Raw genomic sequence first — 16,315 nt, 5'->3', positions numbered from 1 at the left:
CTGTATGCCGAGTTATCACCCACAATGGCTATAGAAACGATATAATACCAGGCCATTCTTGCCACACTCATTGGGAGTAAAGTCAATATGCCATTTATCAATATCAAAATCACCCGCGACGGCGCGACACCGGAGCAAAAAGCCGAACTGATCAAAGGAGCAACAGAGCTTATGGTGCGGGTGCTGAATAAAAATCCGCAAACCACCGTGGTGATCATTGACGAGGTGGATACGGATAACTGGGGTATCGGCGGGCAAAGCGTCACCGAGCGACGTCGGGAGAGCAACTAGACGCAATAGGGCATATGACCGCCTGCAGCGCTTGGTTTCGCCACATGATGGTTTTCCCGCAGGCAGACGTGTTCGGGGGTATGGAGGACAATGATAAGCCACCGGATGGCGCAATAGGTTGATCTCTCTTGCAGTTTTGGCTGTTGTCACCCGCATTCACATAAATACCGACTAAACTGTTTTCAACTAAAATAAAACATTATTAAACTATTAATGTACCCTCCCTTGCACACGAACATCTTGACCATCGCGAGCCCGTGCCTACATGGCTTCGCCAATGGATAAAAAGGAGACACCATGCAGGTTCTTGATTTACGTGGATTAAAGAGTCTTATTTGGTCCCTATCACTCGCATTGGCACTGGCCGCCGGCCCGGCATTGCGGGTTGGCGCGGCGCAGCCGGTGGGGGAGACCACGGCGCAGCTCACTTCCTCAGCATTTTCACCGCCCGATGTCGTCTTTGGTCCGTTGTTTGCCGACGTGCAACGCGCCAAAATTTATCCCGATCAAAAAATCTTTGCCGATGCGGTTCCAAACGCAAAACCCGCGCAAATTCTGGCGGAATATCAACGGCAAAAAAAACAGCCTGGTTTCGATCTTAAACGTTTCACCGATGCCCACTTCACCTTGCCGGCGGAGCGTCCCGCGTATAAATCCCCTGCGGGGCAGACGCTGCGCCAGCATATCGACGGACTCTGGCCAGAACTGACCCGCCGTTCCGACAGTGTCAAACCTTATGACTCGCTGCTGCCACTGCCGCAACGGTATGTGGTTCCGGGCGGGCGGTTTCGTGAAGTCTACTATTGGGACAGTTATTTCACCATGCTTGGCCTGGCGGAAAGTGGCAACTGGTCGTTGGTTAGGAACATGACCGACAATTTTGCTTATCAAATTGATACCTATGGCCATATTCCCAATGGCAATCGCACCTATTACCTGAGCCGTTCCCAGCCGCCGTTTTTTTCATATATGGTGGTACTGCTGGCCACCCACGAAGGTGACGCCACCTATGCGCGCTACTTGCCCCAGTTGACTCGCGAGTATCAATATTGGATGCAAGGAGCAGCAGATCTGGCCAAAGGCACGGCGGCCGAGCGCAGCGTCCGCCTGGATGACGGCAGCCTGCTGAACCGTTATTGGGACGATCGGGATGTGCCGCGCACTGAATCCTATATGGAAGATGTCACCACCGCCAATCAGGCCAAAGACCGCCCGGCGGCAGAGGTGTATCGCGATTTACGCGCTGGAGCCGCGTCCGGCTGGGACTTCAGTTCACGCTGGTTACGGGATCCGAAGGATTTGTCCACCATTCATACCACGGATATTGTACCCGTCGATCTTAATGCCCTGCTCTATCATCTGGAACGGACGCTGGTGCGGGCCAGTAGGGCAGCGAACCGTCCTCAGGACGCCGATCATTATGCTCGATTGTCTGAGAAACGTGCCGACGCCATTAATCGTTATCTGTGGGATCCGCAGGATGGTTATTACACCGACTATGACTGGCGCCGCAAAACGATCACCCACCCCATCACTGCGGCCTCAGTGTTCCCACTGTACGTGCGCATCGCACCGCGCGAACGCGCGGTCGCCACTGCCCGCGCGGTGCGCGAACACCTGCTCAAAGAAGGTGGGCTATCTACGACCACCGTCAATACCGGCCAGCAGTGGGATGCCCCCAACGGCTGGGCGCCCTTGCAATGGATTGCGGTAGAGGGATTGCATAACTACGGCCAGGATGCATTGGCTCAGGCCATAGGTACCCGCTTTTTAACCAACGTGCAAAACCTGTATGCCCATCAACAAAAGTTGGTGGAAAAATATGTGGTTGAAGGTCAGGGATCGGGCGGTGGCGGCGGTGAGTACCCGTTGCAGGACGGTTTCGGCTGGACCAACGGCGTGACGCTTAAGCTGATGGATAGGTATTGCAGCGTCACACCAGCGTGCCGTAATCCCCCCTTAACAACACCGTTTTTTAACCCGGCCGCCGCCGGTCGGTAAACGTTAGTGGTGATCGCGCAGATAGCGATACACCACCGCGATATCCTCTTCACCCAAACCCGCGTCAACGGCGCACTGCCAGAGGTCGGCGGTAGTGCGCAACACTGGCATGTGGCCGGATCCGGCCGCGTCCAGGGCCAGATTGGCGTCTTTTAGCGCCCAGATCAGCTGCATCTGCGGCGCATAGTTGTCGGCCTTGATCATCTCGAGTTTATTTTTAACATAGGGGGCAGCCAGCGGACCGCCCTCCAGCACATCCCAAAAATCGTCGGGAGTAAAACCCAGTTGTTGCGCCAGTTGCAGGCTTTCGGACATGCCCTGCATCATGGCAATAAGCCAAGCGTTAACCACCAATTTCATACGCGTTCCACCGCCTGCGGGACCAAACCATTTGGTCGCTTTGGCAATGGCTGAGAATACCGGCTCGATGGCGGCGGCGCGTTGGCGATCACCACTAGCCAAAACCATAATTTGCGCATTTTCCGCCGGTGTTTTGGTCCCGGACACGGGTGCATCCAGAAAAACCACATCGGGCCTGACCTGCGCCACCATGCGACTTAACCGCTCGGTAGCGGCGCTGCCGATGGTGCCCATTTGTGCGATAATCGCCTGGTTATCCAGCAATTCAAGCACACCGTCTGGGCCATGTATCACCTCGGTGGCGGCGGCGTCATCCGGTAGCATCACAATAATGACCCGCGCTCCCGATACAGCCTTGCGGGGGGTATCACATAACGTCATACCGGCTGCGGCCAAATCCTCGCCACGCTGGCGGGTACGGTTCCAGCCCCGGACGATAAATCCCTTCGTCACCAGATTGGCTGCAAAAGCGTGGCCCATGGCACCTAAACCAAGCACCGCAACGACGGGTAGTGTATTCATGAAACGGATCCTTATAACGATTGGTATTTACAGGGCAATGAGGCAGCCGGTTAAGCCCCTGCGTTCATGCCGCGTTTATTCGCGAGGGTGAAACCAGTATAATAAGCGCTATTTATCAGAGCGGAGGATCCTGCGACGATGCCCAATCTCTCGCTGCCCTTGATCAACAGTCTACTGCTGGCCCTGCTGTGGTTGCAATTGTTTAGCCAGCGCCAGCGAATCCTGGCTGCATCTGGCGCACTAATGCTTATCGCCACCTGTGCACTGTGCTCGCTAATGGTGGGATTGCGCTGGGGCGGCGGTTTTCCGTTTGCGGCGTACCTCCAACCATTGGTCGCCGCGATATTGCCGACAGTCTGCTGGCATTGCCTGCGGGCACGCGTACGTACCGACACGACGTATTCTTCTGGTTTTCACTACGGACATCTGCTGCCGATCATGATAACCATCGTCGGGATTATCAGTCGAAAATGGCTTCCATTGCCGTTGCTTGATCTCACCCTGATCACGATTTACATGGGATATGGCGCAGCGCTGATATATTTAGCGTGGCGCCAGGACGTCACGATATCATTGGTACGCGGTTGGCGCCGACGGGGCATTGAGCAACGCCGATGTGTCGGTGCTGGCACGCTATTGATATTGTCTGCAGCGCTGGATATTGCCATAGCGCTGGATTTCAGCCTGGATCGGGGAACCCGCGCGGTCTATATGGTGGCCACCGCCAACTTGCTAACGTTGGTGCTGCTGGTAGTTATATTTATCCGGGTCGGTAACCGCCTGCACCATGGCCCCATGCCGGACCGACAAACCACTGCCCCCATCCACGTGGAATCCGACGTGACCCACGACGTCCAGACCCCGACACCCACAGACGATGATTACCGCCGGGTGAGTCAGTTTGATCGACTCATGCGCGATGAGCGGCTGTATGCCGATCCCGATCTCAGCATTCTCAAACTATCCAAGCGCCTAGGGATGTCCGTGCGCCAAAGTTGATTTTTCCAATTGCCGCCAAAACCATGGGAAATCACCACCAAAGGATGCGCACCCGGTAGCGGACTTGCATCCTGGGCCACTTCCAGGCCAACAAATGCGGCATTGTCACCGATGAGTTCAGGCGTACCGTCCTGCTGAGCGGGGTACCATACCGCCACTTCCATCGGTTTATTGCCCGGTTGACTGCTCACTATCTGGGTTTTAACGAATCCAACCTGCGGCGTTGCAGCCTGTGCTACGGCACAAAATAACAACAGGGTCAGTATCGTGGTTATCACCTTCATTTTTTGTTGCTCCGTTAACCAAAAGAGTCATCTGTATAGCGTCAATGAAGGATAAATGAGACCTAAAACGCGATTGAGGTCTTGATAAATCACGATGTTATCACCCAAGCCGCTTTACGATCCCGGTGAGGCCCGGTTTCCCTGAAATGAGCACAATATTGGAATAACGCCACCGCCGGGTAACCGGCGGTCCAGCGCAACACGATTGTCATAACGTTGCTATAAAAATGTCATTTTCCCCTTCTATGCTGATGCCAATTGATTCTTCTGAGCACCGGCATCTGCGCATGTCTTATTTGACCTTGCAGTCTATTGACAAATCCTGGGGTAAAAAAAAGGCCCTGGACAATATCTCCTTTGAGGTTGCAGAGGGTGAATTTGTCGCATTACTGGGGCCGTCCGGGTGTGGAAAAACCACCCTGCTGCGCATTATTGCCGGGTTGGAACAGGCGGATAGCGGGCGGGTAGAGATCCTTCAATCAGATGTTACCCACCTGCCCCCCTCCCGGCGTCGACTCGCCATGGTGTTTCAATCCTACGCATTGTTTCCCCATTTGAGCGTACGGGAAAACCTGCTGTTTGGACTGCGCGCACGGGGTGAGGATAAGCACGGCTTCGCGGCGCGGCTGGCCGAGGTCAGCGCCCTGATGGAGTTGGACAGTTTGCTGGACCGCCTGCCATCCCAGCTTTCCGGCGGACAACAGCAGCGCATCGCGCTGGGCAGAGCGGTGATCGCTAACCATAAGCTGTGCCTGATGGACGAACCCCTGTCTAATCTTGACGCCAGGTTGCGTCAGACCATGCGCCGTGAAATTTGCGCCCTGCAAAAAAAACTCGGTTTGACCATGATCTACGTTACCCATGATCAAACCGAAGCCATGAGCATGGCGGATAACATCATTCTATTAAATGAAGGCCGAATGGTGCAGCACGGCTCACCAGACCAGCTCTATAACCATCCGACGAATATCTTCACCGCACAATTTATCGGCGCGCCGTCAATGAATATTATCCCGCTATATCGCCGGGGAAACACCACCGCGCAAAGGAAAACACCCGTTCCACAGAGCGATCATCCACATCCGGCGAATACACGTCTGGCAATGGCCGCCGGCATTCTCCCAGCGACAAGTCATAGCCTGACACCGGCGCCCAGCATCCCCCCAGCGACGAATATGGGTCTGACACCGGTACCCCACTCTGCGCCACTGGCTGATAGTTGCCTAACACCGGTGCCCGGCACTACCCCGGCAACAGATATTTGCCTGGGAATACGAGCCGAAGAGATGACCCTGGCACCGGCGGGCAAAGGTATGATCTCCTGTCAGGTTCTCCATTGTGAATATATGGGCGCCTATACCCTGATGGTCTGCGCGCTACCCGGCATAACCGACCCCATCACCATCAAGCTGACGGGCATGCGCCGCTTCAGGCCGCAAGACACACTCGGCCTGAATTGGCCCGCCGCCGCAGAATATATCTTCTCGGCGACTACCGGGAAACGCCTATCGGGCGAAGACCGCCCGACCTGGCAGAAGGTGAATATTGCGCGCAACACAGCCCGATAATTCCCGGTGCTCCGTCACACAATGCGTCGCACCTTACAATCATCTTAGCGTTATGTCGAAAGGAAACCCCATGACTCTTGCTACCCGGCTGTTCCGGCCTGTTACCGTGGCCGCGTTGACGCTGGCGAGTTTTTGTACGCCAGCGTTGGCCCAGGAAAACGTTCAGCTACAGATGTATTATCCCATCGCCGTTGGCGGAAAAATAAGCCATACCATCGAACAACTGGTTGGCGACTTTGAAAAAATCCATCCGGATATCCATATTAACCCAGTCTATACCGGCGATTACGCGACCACCGTGACCAAAGCCTTGACCGCCTTTCGTGGCGGCAACGCACCGCAAATTGCGGTCATCGGCGATATTGAGGTGTATTCGCTGATCAACGCCGGCGCCATTGTGCCGGTGAGCGATCAGGTTACCGACGCCGCCGGCCACGCCTGGCTAGACAGCTTCTATCCGGCGTTTATCCGCAAGATTGATAATAAGATTTGGAGTATTCCCTTCCAGCGCTCTACCGTCGTGCTGTATTGGAATAAGCAGGCATTCAAAAATGCCGGACTGGATGCTGATACCCCGCCGGAAAACTGGCAACAGGTAGTGGATTTTGGCCGCAAACTGGTCATCCGTGACGGCGACAATGTAAAGCAATGGGGGATTGAAATTCCCTCCACCCCCAATGGCTATTGGAATTTTCAGGGGATCGCGGCGACCAACGGCGGTCAACTGGATAACGGTAAAGGTACCGCAGTCACCTTTAATACCCCCGCCAATGTCGAAGCACTCACCTGGCTAACCGACCTGGCGCAGAAGTACGCCGTATCACCCAAGGGTGCTATCGCCTGGAGCACCACCCCACAAGACTTTATCAACGGCAAAACCGCCATGATGGTCACCACCACCGGCAATTTGGCCACGGTGCGCGATAATGCCACATTCCCCTTCGGCATCGCCATGTTGCCGAAAAAAACCCAGCGCGGCAGCCCGACCGGCGGCGGCAACCTTTACCTGTTTAACAACACCACACCCGCGCAGCGGCAGGCCGCGATAACCTTTATGCGCTGGGTATCAGCACCCGAGCAGGCAGCCAGATGGAGTATCGCCACCGGTTATGTCGCCACCTCTCCCGCCGCTTGGCAGACCCCGATGATGCGCGCTTATGTGGAAAAAGTCCCCCAGGCGCTGGTGGCGCGCGAGCAGCTCAGCGACTCACAGCCCGAATTGTCTACCTATGACAGCGTGCAAATTCAGGATCTGCTCAATCGTGCGGTGGAAGCCGCGGTCACCTTACGCACCCCGCCTGCACAAGGGTTGGCGCAAGCGCAACAGCAAGCCGATCGCTTATTAAAACGTTATCAGTAACCGGGCCGTAAGATGAAAATATGGCCTTCCCCCGCCTTTCTGATGCGCCATGACGGCGCATCACGGCAGATTTATGGCTACCTGCTGCTGCTGCCAGCGGCGGTTTTTCTGGTGGCGTTTACTCATTACCCGATCATCGCCACCCTGTGGCAAAGTGTGTTTGGTGCCGGAATAAACGGCAAACCGGCGCACTTTGTCGGACTGGAAAACTACCGGGCATTGCTCAGCGACGACACGTTTATGGTGTCTGTACGTAACAACTTGCTGTACGCCGCTATCACCATTCCACTGGCGGTCGGATTGGCCTTATTGATGGCCTTGGCCGTCAATCGGCGAATGCGTGCCGGCGGGCTGGTGCGCGCGGCTTTTTTTATTCCTTCGCTGCTGCCCATGGTCGCTATCGCCAATCTGTGGCTATTCTTTTATAGTCCGCAAATCGGCCTGCTTAACCGTTTGCTGGCCTGGTTTTCACTGCCGGCGGTCAATTGGCTTGGCGACCCGGGTAGCGCGCTGTATTGCCTGATGGCGGTGTCAGTCTGGCGAGAGGCCGGATTCTTTATGATTTTTTATCTGGCGGCGTTGCAGCAAATTGATCCACGATTGGCGGAAGCTGCCGATATTGAAGGCGCGTCGCCGGTTTATTTCTTTCGTCGTGTGCAATGGCCGCTGTTAATGCCCACCACCTTATTTGTGTTGATTAACGCATCGATGAATGCCTTTCGCATTGTCGATCAGGTGATCACCATGACTAACGGTGGTCCGGATAACAGCACCCACTTACTGTTGTTTTATATCTATCGCACGGCATTCAGCTACTGGGATCTGCATTACGCCGCCGCAATGACGGTGGTGCTGCTGGCGATCCTGGCGGCCATTGCGTTGATCAAATTTCACCTTCTGGATAAACGGACGCACTATCAATGAGCCTGGTAGACAACGTGGTAGCGCCAATAACCCTAGCGCCCAGCCGTCTGGCGTGGAGAGTACTGACCTGGTGCGCGGCGTTGCTGTGGATGCTGCCGGTATTGGTTTCCCTGTGGGTGGCGATACACCCGGCGGCCGATCAGGGTACCTTTTCCCTGTTATCGCCACTCACCTGGCAAAATGTTGTTCATGCCTGGCAGGCAGCGCCGTTTGGCCGCTATTTTATCAATACCCTGGCCCTGGTGTTGCTGATCGTGGTGTGCCAATTGATCCTGGCGACCATGGCGGCCTATGCCTTGGTACGTTTTCGTTTAACCGGCGCAGGCATTATCTTTGCGCTGGTGCTACTGCAGTTAATGATAAGTCCCGACGTGCTGATCCTGAACAATTATCAGACCATTGGATCCTTGGGGTTACGAGACACGCTGCTAGGCATTGCCCTGCCCTATTTTGCCTCGGCTTTTGCCATTTTCCTGCTGCGCCAGACGTTTAAAAGCATTCCGCTGGTGCTCGAAGAGGCCGCCATCATCGAAGGAGCCAGCCGGTTTTATATTCTGCGCCGGATCTATATTCCCTTGGCGAAACCGGTCTATATTGCTTTTACGCTGGTGTCTATCAGCTTTCATTGGAACGATTTTCTCTGGCCGCTGGTGATCACAGATTCGGTACGGGTACGTCCGTTGACCGTCGGGTTGCAGCTATTTTCCGCCCCGGAGCAAGGGGTGCAATGGGCGTTGATCAGTGCCGCCACGCTGATGACCTCAATGCCGCTACTGGTGTTGTTTTTGCTGTTTCAGCGCCAGTTTGTGCAATCGTTTATGCGCGCAGGTATCCGTTAGCCGCTAAGGAGCCACCGTCAATGTTTGTTTCATTATCCCCTGAGCAGTTGCATGCGCTGGGCGAGGTCAGTGAGTTTTACCGGTTGCCGGCGATGGGCCCCCCCCGCGACGACGAAAATAGGCCAGTGCGCGTACGTTTCGGTTTGCTGGCGGATCCGCAATACGCCGACGTCGATCCCGACCCTTCGCACGTTCGCTATTATCGCCACAGCCTGGAAAAACTGGCCCAGGTCATCGACGAACTCAACCAGCAGCCGCTGGATTTTGTCGTGACGCTCGGGGATTTAGTCGACCGCCAGTGGTCTAGCTATGCGGATATATTGCCACTTTACCGCCGGCTTAAGCACCCCCATCTGACGGTGATGGGTAACCATGACGCAGATACGCTGTCGCGACACCTCGCCAGCCAACGTCCCGCGCTGGCTTTGCCAAAACACTATTTTCACTTCAGCTTTGCCGGCTATTGCTTTATCGCCATTGATGGCAACGATCTCAGCCTGTATTGCAACCAGGCCAACGGAGACGAACAACTGCGGGCACAACACATGCTGGGTCAACTCCAGGCGCAAGGCGCCATTCAGGCCCAGCCCTGGAACGGCGGCCTGGGCGAGGCCCAGCTTGACTGGTTGGCACAGACCCTGCAAACGGCGGCGCAACGCCACGAGCAGATCATAGTGTTCGGGCATTATCCCCTGGCACCGGAGGATCGACATAATCTCTGGAATCATCAGGCTGTGGTGGCGCTGCTGGTAAAATATCGCGCACGCGCCTATTTTGCCGGCCACCAGCATGCCGGCGGCTATCAGCGTATCGACGGCACCGATTTTATTACGCTTAAAGGCTTAGTGGACGGTGCGCGCAGCACACCGTTTGCGGTGGTAGAACTGTACGGTAACACGCTAACCCTGCACGGTTATGGCACACAACACAGTTTGACGCTGAAATAACCTTATCGCCGTCACTACTTTGGCATGAAGCGCTTTTTCCTGCTGGTCTATCGTCCCCCAGACGAGTAATGTTAAAATATCCATCATTCGTACGGGAGAACATGAAACATGACGGGAAAAAAAGCCAGGCTTACGCTCAATCAACACCATGCCGTGGAACTGGATTTACACCCCGGTACAGTAGGCCGCGTGGCCCTGGATATCCGCCCTTTTGGCGCCCAGCAGCTCTTTACCTATGATCCGGGTTTTGCCAATACCGCCGGCTGCGAATCCGCCATCACCTATATCGATGCGCACAATAGCGTGCTGTTGCACCGTGGTTTCCCGGTCAATCAGTTGGCAGAGCACTGCAGTTTTCTTGAAGTTTGCTATATTTTGCTGCAAGGCGAGGCACCCACCCGCGAAGAGTATGATGTTTTTGCGGCAAATATCACCCGTCATTCACTCATCAACCAACAGATGACCAGGATGCTGAGCGGGTTTCGCCGCGACTCCCATCCCATGGCGTTAATGTGTGCAGTTGTCGGTGCTCTGGGGGCGTTTTATCATGAAGAGCTGGATGTCAATAACCCTGAGCACCGTGAGTTGGCGGCCATCAGACTGCTGTCGAAAATGCCTACCGTAGCAGCAATGTGCTATAAATATTCTATCGAGCAGCCTTCGGTGTACCCACAGAATTCGCTCTCCTACGCGGGTAACCTTTTGCATATGTTGTTCGCCATTCCGGCCGAAAAATATACCGTAAACCCCGTGCTTGAGCGCGCCATGAATCGCATCCTGATTTTGCATGCAGATCATGGACAATGCCCATCCACCACCTCGGTAAGAACTGCCGGTTCATCCGGTGCCAACCCCTTCGCCTGCATCGCTGCCGGACTGGGGTCAATGTGGGGACCACTACACGGCGGTGCCAACGAGGCCTGCATGCGCATGCTCGAGGAGATCAACACCGTCGATCGGGTGCCGGAATTTGTAAAACGCGCCAAGGACCGACACGATTCGTTTCGCCTGATGGGATTTGGCAACTCAATTTACGATCACTTTGATCCGCGGGCCGCGATGTTACGCAAGACCTGCCATGAAGTGCTCAGCGAGCTGGGGATGGAGGACAATTTATTAAAGGTCGCGATGGAATTGGAACATATCGCCATGACCGATTCCTTTTTCCTGGAAAACAAACTCTATCCCAGCGTCGACTTTTACACGGCACTGATTCTTAAAGCCATGGGGCTACCACCGTCCATGTTTACGGTCATTTCCGCCGTCGGGCGCACCATCGGCTGGATTGCGCATTGGAATGAGATGCACACCCAAACGCTGAAAATATGCCGCCCGCGTCAGGTTTATGTCGGTAAACCGCAGCGCGATTTTACCTCACGCCTTTAACGATCAGCCGTTTTAGCGCGAGCAGCCCCATTAACTGGAGAACATGCATACTGTCAGACCTTATCAATCCAGAGCAGCGGCGGGCGGTGGAGATCACCGAAGGGCCGCTGCGCATTATCGCTGGGGCGGGTACCGGTAAAACCCGCACCTTAACCCAGCGCTACTGCTATTTAGTTTCACAGTTGGGTATTGCACCCAGAAACATCATGTGTGTGACCTTTACCAACCGTGCCGCCAATGAAATGAAACGCCGCGTTCGCGCTGAGCTTGGCGATCGGGATCTGGCAACGATCTGCACCATTCACGCATTTTGCCTGCAATTGCTCAAAGAAGAGATCCATCTACTGCATTATCCACGCAACTTCATTATTCTTGATATGGAGGATCTTAAACAGATCCTGCTGAAGATTTTTGCCGATATGGGGCTAACGCTGCGTGATACCACCATCAAACGGACCCTGGACGAGGTTCTAGAGGCTAAAAAACTGCATGCCAGTACCTATATTGACGATATTTATCAGTTGGACAACGAACAGCTGAAAGCCCGCTTCGCCACCGCTCGCGATCGTGACGAAGAGATATTTCTGCGTTATTTATACGAGCAGAAAAAATGTTTTGGCTGCGACTTTAACGATTTGATCAATTTCGCCACCTGGATTTTGGAAAAATTCCCGCTGGTGCTGCAAAAATGGCAGGATCGAATGCAATATGTCATGGTGGATGAGTTTCAGGACGTCAGCAAAAAACAGTACCGGCTCGCCCAGCTACTGGCAGGCAAACACGGCAATTTGTTTATCGTCGGCGATCCCGATCAGACCATATATTCCTGGCGCGGCGCCCATCAACGGCTGTTCTTGGATTTTGATCGGGTCTATCCCACGGCCAAAACCATCACACTGGTCACCAACTACCGCTCGACGCCGGAAATTCTGGCTGCGGCGAATTGCCTGATTGAAAAAAACCAGGTGCGATTCCCGAAAAGCTTACTGGCGGTGAAGGCGTCAGGTACACGCCCACGTTATTACCATGCTAAAAGCGACCGACATGAAGCGGATTGGATTCTCGATGAAATCGACCGCCTACGGCACAACGGCATTAACCTCGATTGTGTTGCGATACTGTATCGCGCCCACTATCTCACCCGCGCGTTGGAAGAGCGGTTTATCGAGCGAGGCGTACCCTATCGGATTTTCAGCGGCATTGAATTCTATGGGCGCAGGGAAATCAAAGATATTATTTGCTATCTACGCATGGTCACTCTTGGCGACGATGTGGCCTTTTTACGCACGGTTAATCTGCCGGCGCGCAAGTTTGGTAAAAAGCGTCTGGAGGCGCTGACGGCCTATGCCGAGCAACACCGGCTGTCGCTTTATCAGGCATTAAAGGAAAACCTGGCGAGCGGTATGCTTAAGGGCAGCCGCGTCGCGGAATATGTTCAAGCCATTGAACATGTTAGGCAGCACCGGGCTGCGCTATCCCTGGGCAACCTGTTGCAAACCTTGCTGGACTTGAGCGGCTATGAGCAGTTTCTGCGCTTGCAGGGGGATCAGGAACGCCTGGATAACGTGGCGGAACTCAAGCGCACCGTCGAAAATGCCGGAGCCGATGAGGAAGCCACATTGGAGGATTTTCTGGAACGGATCGCCTTATTTACCCATTTGGACCATGAGCCGCAGGAAGACGCGGTCAAACTGATGACTATCCATGGGGCCAAAGGCATGGAATTCCCCTATGTGTTTATCTGTGGGTTAAATGAAGGGGTATTTCCCAGCCGTAAAATCAGCTCCGCCGAAGAAATGGAAGAGGAACGCCGTCTGGCCTATGTTGCGATGACCCGCGCCATGGACGGACTCTATCTGAGCGATGCGCAAGGCCTGGCCAATGATGGTTTGGTCAAATATCCGTCGCGGTTTATTTTTGATGCCGGCAGCGAGCATATCGTGTTCGATCAACCGCTGGACCCGGCCATGATCATGGGCGCCACACAAAAAATGACGGACGACGGGGCAAGCGATGTCGGCCCAAACAGCCGCTTTCACGAAGGTGATCGGGTGTTTCATCCGGTATTTGGCAGCGGCAGCATCACTGCGGTTTTGCACCACGAGAATGCCTATGGGGTTAAATTCGACGGGCTGGCCACCGAACGCAGCATGCAGTTCAGCGCGCCGCTAAAACCGTTGACCTGACGGTTAGCCACGGGTAATGCGTTACACTGTATGTAAGCATTTTTTATTTTTTCTGACCAAACCCATAAGGAGCGGATTGTTGCAAACACGCGCTGATAGATTTCCCATTAGAAACACACAACTGCTTGATACAGATCCACAGATTTGGAACTGGGCGCAAAATGACCGGCTGGGCACTAAAGAACAGGTAAAGCGGCCCAACGATGAAGCGCAACTGCAGGCGCTGGTGACAGCACACCCCGGCAATATTGCCATTATGGGTAGCCGACTCTCCAGCGGCGACTTGCTGCACGCCGAAAAACGCGACACCATGTTAATCGATGCCAGCGCACTGACGGGTTTGGTTGCCTCGACGCCGGATACGGTGACCTTTGGCGCGGCCACGCCATTGCATGAGGTTTACGCTACCCTGACAGGCATGGAACGCATGCTACCCTCATCTCCTGGAGTGATCGCATTGCAAACGCTGGCCGGTGCCATTGCCACCGGTACCCATGGCCAAGGTTTGGGCCAGAGTTCCATCGCCGACGAAGTGCAACGTATGCGTTTGGTCCTGGCGGATGGCAGCATACTGGAGATTGATCGCCAACACCCGTGGTTTGGTGCCGCGCAACTGGCCCTGGGAACGCTGGGAATCCTCACCGAGGTAACGTTAAAAACGATACCCCTGGCAATTTTCACCTGCTTTAAGAACGCGACTGACGATGCAGATCTCGAATCAACCCTGGTTGAATGGAACGAGACCTTTGCGATGAGCAAAGCGTGGTGGTTCCCAGAAGATCACTTGGTCCATGTTTGGCGCGCCCGGGAAGCGACCCCCGACGAGGCACTGGCCTATCAGCACAATAACCGCGAAACCCTCTCGTTGTCGTCCGGCGATAATTCAATGAACAGCACGGTGGAGCGCACGCTGGTACATATGCAACACGATATCCAGGGCGCAAAGGGAGATAAACCGTTTAAAACCGTCGAACGGTTTAAAAATTTCACGGATATTACCGGTGATATCTACCAGATATACTGCCGCGGCATTGCGACGCCACAAATCAACATCGAGATCGGTATCCCGCTGCGGCGCGCCGGCCAGGTTATTGAGAAAATCAAACAATGGTATGCCGAGACGCATCCCCATATGCATTACCCGGTGATCCTGCGCTGTACTGGACCCTCTGACGCCTGGCTGAGTCCAGCCGGTCAGGAAGCCACCTGCTTTTTCGGTTTTGTGGTGTACTACGCCGCCGACGGCACCTTGTCAAAAGACGGCGTGTGTTTTCTCAACACGGTAGAAAAACTGCTGGCAGAGCAAGGCGGTCGGCCGCATTGGGGTAAATATTTCGACCCGGAACTTTATCATTGGCCCGATATTTATCCACAATGGCAACAGTTTCGCGAGGTGCGAACTGCCCTGGACCCCGCGGGTAAATTCGCCAACGCCTTCAGCACAGCGCTGTTTCGTTGATCTGATAGGAGGTATGTCATGCAGGCATGGATAACACTGTTGACCCAGCCCGACTATGTGTTGGGCGTCAGAACGCTGCACCAATCGCTGCGGGATACACAAACCCGTTACCCACTGGTGGTGATGGTCACACAGTCCATCGATGCAGCCACACGCTCGGCCCTGACCGATGAAGGATGCCTGGTACGCGATGTTGCTGCCCTCAGCCCAGCACCTGGGGTGGCAGCAAATTATGCCCATGCTCATTTTGCTGAAGTCTGGACCAAGCTGTGCGCCTGGAATCTGACGGAATTTTCACGTTTGGTGTTGCTCGATGCCGATATGCTGGTGGTGAAAAATATGGATGAATTAATGGACTTACCGCTGCAGCCAGGCTGGATTGCCGCCTGCCACGCTTGCCGGTGCAATCCAAACCATATCGCCACCTACCCCGCTGACTGGGTGCCAGCCAATTGCCATTATACCTATGGCGACGGGGCAGATGATGCCGCCGTGCCGCACGGCGTCGCGCCCTATTTCAACTCCGGTACCGTCGTCCTGACCCCAGACAAGGCCATCTTCGCCGATCTGCAGGCCAGTCTAACGGCAATCACCGATCTCTCTGCTTTTCCTTTTCCCGAGCAGGACCTGCTTAATCGCTATTTTCTGCATCGTTGGCAGCCACTGTCCTATCAATACAATGGGTTAAAAACCCTGTCGCTGCATCACCGAAATATTTGGGATAGCAGTCAGGTAAAAAATATTCATTTTATTTTGGCCAAGCCCTGGAAATACCCGCTCGCCCAGCCGCAAACCCAGCAAGATCCTTACTACCCACTCATTACACTCTGGTGGCAGACCGCTGGCGCACTAAAACCACTCAACACCTAATCTAACCGAACCGCGCACCGTGCAGGTGGCCCATCCAAGTCGAGTCACGTCCCCCCATTGGGGGGATTTCGCATTGCCGGGCCAATCGGCTCACAGGAAAGACGCAGTGTTCAGTTACATTGACATGACTATAATCGTTACCATCGGCACAGTGCTAATGGTGGGCTAAGCCCAGAACAAGATGAACCAAAGCATCTCGCTTAGGGCGGTGTCCGTTATTACTGGGCAGGGTCACATGGGTATCCGCGACAACATTCAATCAAGTCACTCTGTGCACCGCATTCCATTTTATGATTTATTGGTTAAAACAGTGCAGTAG

Annotated in this window: 14 protein-coding genes; 12 read left to right on the top strand and 2 right to left on the bottom strand. The window is 54.5% G+C overall.

Annotation, left to right across the window (positions count from 1 at the left end):
- The first annotated feature begins 87 nt into the window (after window positions 1–87).
- Window positions 88–291: a 4-oxalocrotonate tautomerase family protein gene (locus tag SJI19_RS23430; RefSeq protein WP_323480660.1), complete on the top strand. Its 204-nt coding sequence runs from the start codon at window positions 88–90 to the stop codon at window positions 289–291.
- A 297-nt stretch (window positions 292–588) separates the two neighbouring features.
- Window positions 589–2,292 carry an alpha,alpha-trehalase TreA gene (gene treA / locus SJI19_RS23425; RefSeq protein WP_323480659.1) on the top strand — a complete coding sequence of 568 codons (1,704 nt, stop codon included), beginning with the start codon at window positions 589–591 and terminating at the stop codon, window positions 2,290–2,292.
- A gap of 3 nt (window positions 2,293–2,295) precedes the next feature.
- Here the strand turns inward: treA and SJI19_RS23420 are convergent, their stop codons facing one another.
- Window positions 2,296–3,174: an NAD(P)-dependent oxidoreductase gene (locus SJI19_RS23420; RefSeq protein ID WP_323480658.1), complete on the bottom strand. Its 879-nt coding sequence runs from the start codon at window positions 3,172–3,174 to the stop codon at window positions 2,296–2,298.
- Between the two features lie 138 nt (window positions 3,175–3,312).
- On the opposite strand from SJI19_RS23420, the gene SJI19_RS23415 reads away from it, so the two are divergent.
- Window positions 3,313–4,173, top strand: coding sequence for a hypothetical protein (locus SJI19_RS23415; RefSeq protein ID WP_323480657.1), 861 nt, complete (start codon window positions 3,313–3,315; stop codon window positions 4,171–4,173).
- On the opposite strand, the gene SJI19_RS23410 is transcribed toward SJI19_RS23415, so the two are convergent.
- The gene (locus SJI19_RS23410; protein ID WP_323480656.1) at window positions 4,071–4,457 is read right to left on the bottom strand and encodes a hypothetical protein; all 387 of its coding nucleotides are present in this window, start codon (window positions 4,455–4,457) and stop codon (window positions 4,071–4,073) included. The genes SJI19_RS23415 and SJI19_RS23410 overlap by 103 nt on opposite strands.
- A gap of 287 nt (window positions 4,458–4,744) precedes the next feature.
- Between SJI19_RS23410 and SJI19_RS23405 the strand changes: the two genes are divergently transcribed.
- The 9 genes from SJI19_RS23405 to SJI19_RS23365 all read left to right on the top strand — a co-directional run bounded on the left by SJI19_RS23405 (window position 4,745) and on the right by SJI19_RS23365 (window position 15,996).
- On the top strand, window positions 4,745–6,025 hold the full coding sequence (locus SJI19_RS23405; protein ID WP_323480655.1) for an ABC transporter ATP-binding protein: 1,281 nt from the start codon (window positions 4,745–4,747) through the stop codon (window positions 6,023–6,025).
- 70 nt (window positions 6,026–6,095) lie between these two features.
- Complete coding sequence (locus tag SJI19_RS23400) at window positions 6,096–7,385, top strand: ABC transporter substrate-binding protein (protein WP_323480654.1); 1,290 nt, start codon at window positions 6,096–6,098, stop codon at window positions 7,383–7,385.
- A 12-nt stretch (window positions 7,386–7,397) separates the two neighbouring features.
- A complete protein-coding gene (locus SJI19_RS23395) occupies window positions 7,398–8,309 on the top strand; it encodes a sugar ABC transporter permease (RefSeq protein ID WP_323480653.1) in 912 nt (303 codons plus the stop codon).
- Between the two features lie 89 nt (window positions 8,310–8,398).
- A complete protein-coding gene (locus SJI19_RS23390) occupies window positions 8,399–9,148 on the top strand; it encodes a carbohydrate ABC transporter permease (RefSeq protein WP_323480662.1) in 750 nt (249 codons plus the stop codon).
- A 20-nt stretch (window positions 9,149–9,168) separates the two neighbouring features.
- Complete coding sequence (locus tag SJI19_RS23385) at window positions 9,169–10,095, top strand: metallophosphoesterase (protein ID WP_323480652.1); 927 nt, start codon at window positions 9,169–9,171, stop codon at window positions 10,093–10,095.
- Between the two features lie 108 nt (window positions 10,096–10,203).
- Complete coding sequence (locus SJI19_RS23380) at window positions 10,204–11,481, top strand: citrate synthase (RefSeq protein ID WP_323480651.1); 1,278 nt, start codon at window positions 10,204–10,206, stop codon at window positions 11,479–11,481.
- A gap of 2 nt (window positions 11,482–11,483) precedes the next feature.
- Window positions 11,484–13,667: an ATP-dependent helicase gene (locus tag SJI19_RS23375; RefSeq protein ID WP_323480661.1), complete on the top strand. Its 2,184-nt coding sequence runs from the start codon at window positions 11,484–11,486 to the stop codon at window positions 13,665–13,667.
- Between the two features lie 79 nt (window positions 13,668–13,746).
- Complete coding sequence (locus tag SJI19_RS23370; RefSeq protein WP_323480650.1) at window positions 13,747–15,126, top strand: D-arabinono-1,4-lactone oxidase; 1,380 nt, start codon at window positions 13,747–13,749, stop codon at window positions 15,124–15,126.
- Window positions 15,127–15,144: 18 nt separating this feature from the next.
- Entirely contained in the window at window positions 15,145–15,996 is an 852-nt protein-coding gene (locus tag SJI19_RS23365) for a glycosyltransferase family 8 protein (RefSeq protein WP_323480649.1), read from the top strand.
- The last annotated feature ends 319 nt before the right edge of the window (window positions 15,997–16,315 follow it).

This window comes from Acerihabitans sp. TG2 (genome assembly GCF_035013185.1).
Classification (GTDB): domain Bacteria; phylum Pseudomonadota; class Gammaproteobacteria; order Enterobacterales; family Enterobacteriaceae; genus Acerihabitans.
This window is presented reverse-complemented; position numbering and strand designations above follow the sequence as displayed.

Bases quoted from the DNA above. Each gene is read 5' to 3' on its own strand.
- SJI19_RS23430 (WP_323480660.1), top strand. From the start codon at position 88: ATGCCATTTATCAATATCAAAATCACCCGCGACGGCGCGACACCGGAG.
- treA (WP_323480659.1), top strand. From the start codon at position 589: ATGCAGGTTCTTGATTTACGTGGATTAAAGAGTCTTATTTGGTCCCTA.
- SJI19_RS23420 (WP_323480658.1), bottom strand. From the start codon at position 3,174: ATGAATACACTACCCGTCGTTGCGGTGCTTGGTTTAGGTGCCATGGGC.
- SJI19_RS23415 (WP_323480657.1), top strand. From the start codon at position 3,313: ATGCCCAATCTCTCGCTGCCCTTGATCAACAGTCTACTGCTGGCCCTG.
- SJI19_RS23410 (WP_323480656.1), bottom strand. From the start codon at position 4,457: ATGAAGGTGATAACCACGATACTGACCCTGTTGTTATTTTGTGCCGTA.
- SJI19_RS23405 (WP_323480655.1), top strand. From the start codon at position 4,745: ATGTCTTATTTGACCTTGCAGTCTATTGACAAATCCTGGGGTAAAAAA.
- SJI19_RS23400 (WP_323480654.1), top strand. From the start codon at position 6,096: ATGACTCTTGCTACCCGGCTGTTCCGGCCTGTTACCGTGGCCGCGTTG.
- SJI19_RS23395 (WP_323480653.1), top strand. From the start codon at position 7,398: ATGAAAATATGGCCTTCCCCCGCCTTTCTGATGCGCCATGACGGCGCA.
- SJI19_RS23390 (WP_323480662.1), top strand. From the start codon at position 8,399: ATGCTGCCGGTATTGGTTTCCCTGTGGGTGGCGATACACCCGGCGGCC.
- SJI19_RS23385 (WP_323480652.1), top strand. From the start codon at position 9,169: ATGTTTGTTTCATTATCCCCTGAGCAGTTGCATGCGCTGGGCGAGGTC.
- SJI19_RS23380 (WP_323480651.1), top strand. From the start codon at position 10,204: ATGACGGGAAAAAAAGCCAGGCTTACGCTCAATCAACACCATGCCGTG.
- SJI19_RS23365 (WP_323480649.1), top strand. From the start codon at position 15,145: ATGCAGGCATGGATAACACTGTTGACCCAGCCCGACTATGTGTTGGGC.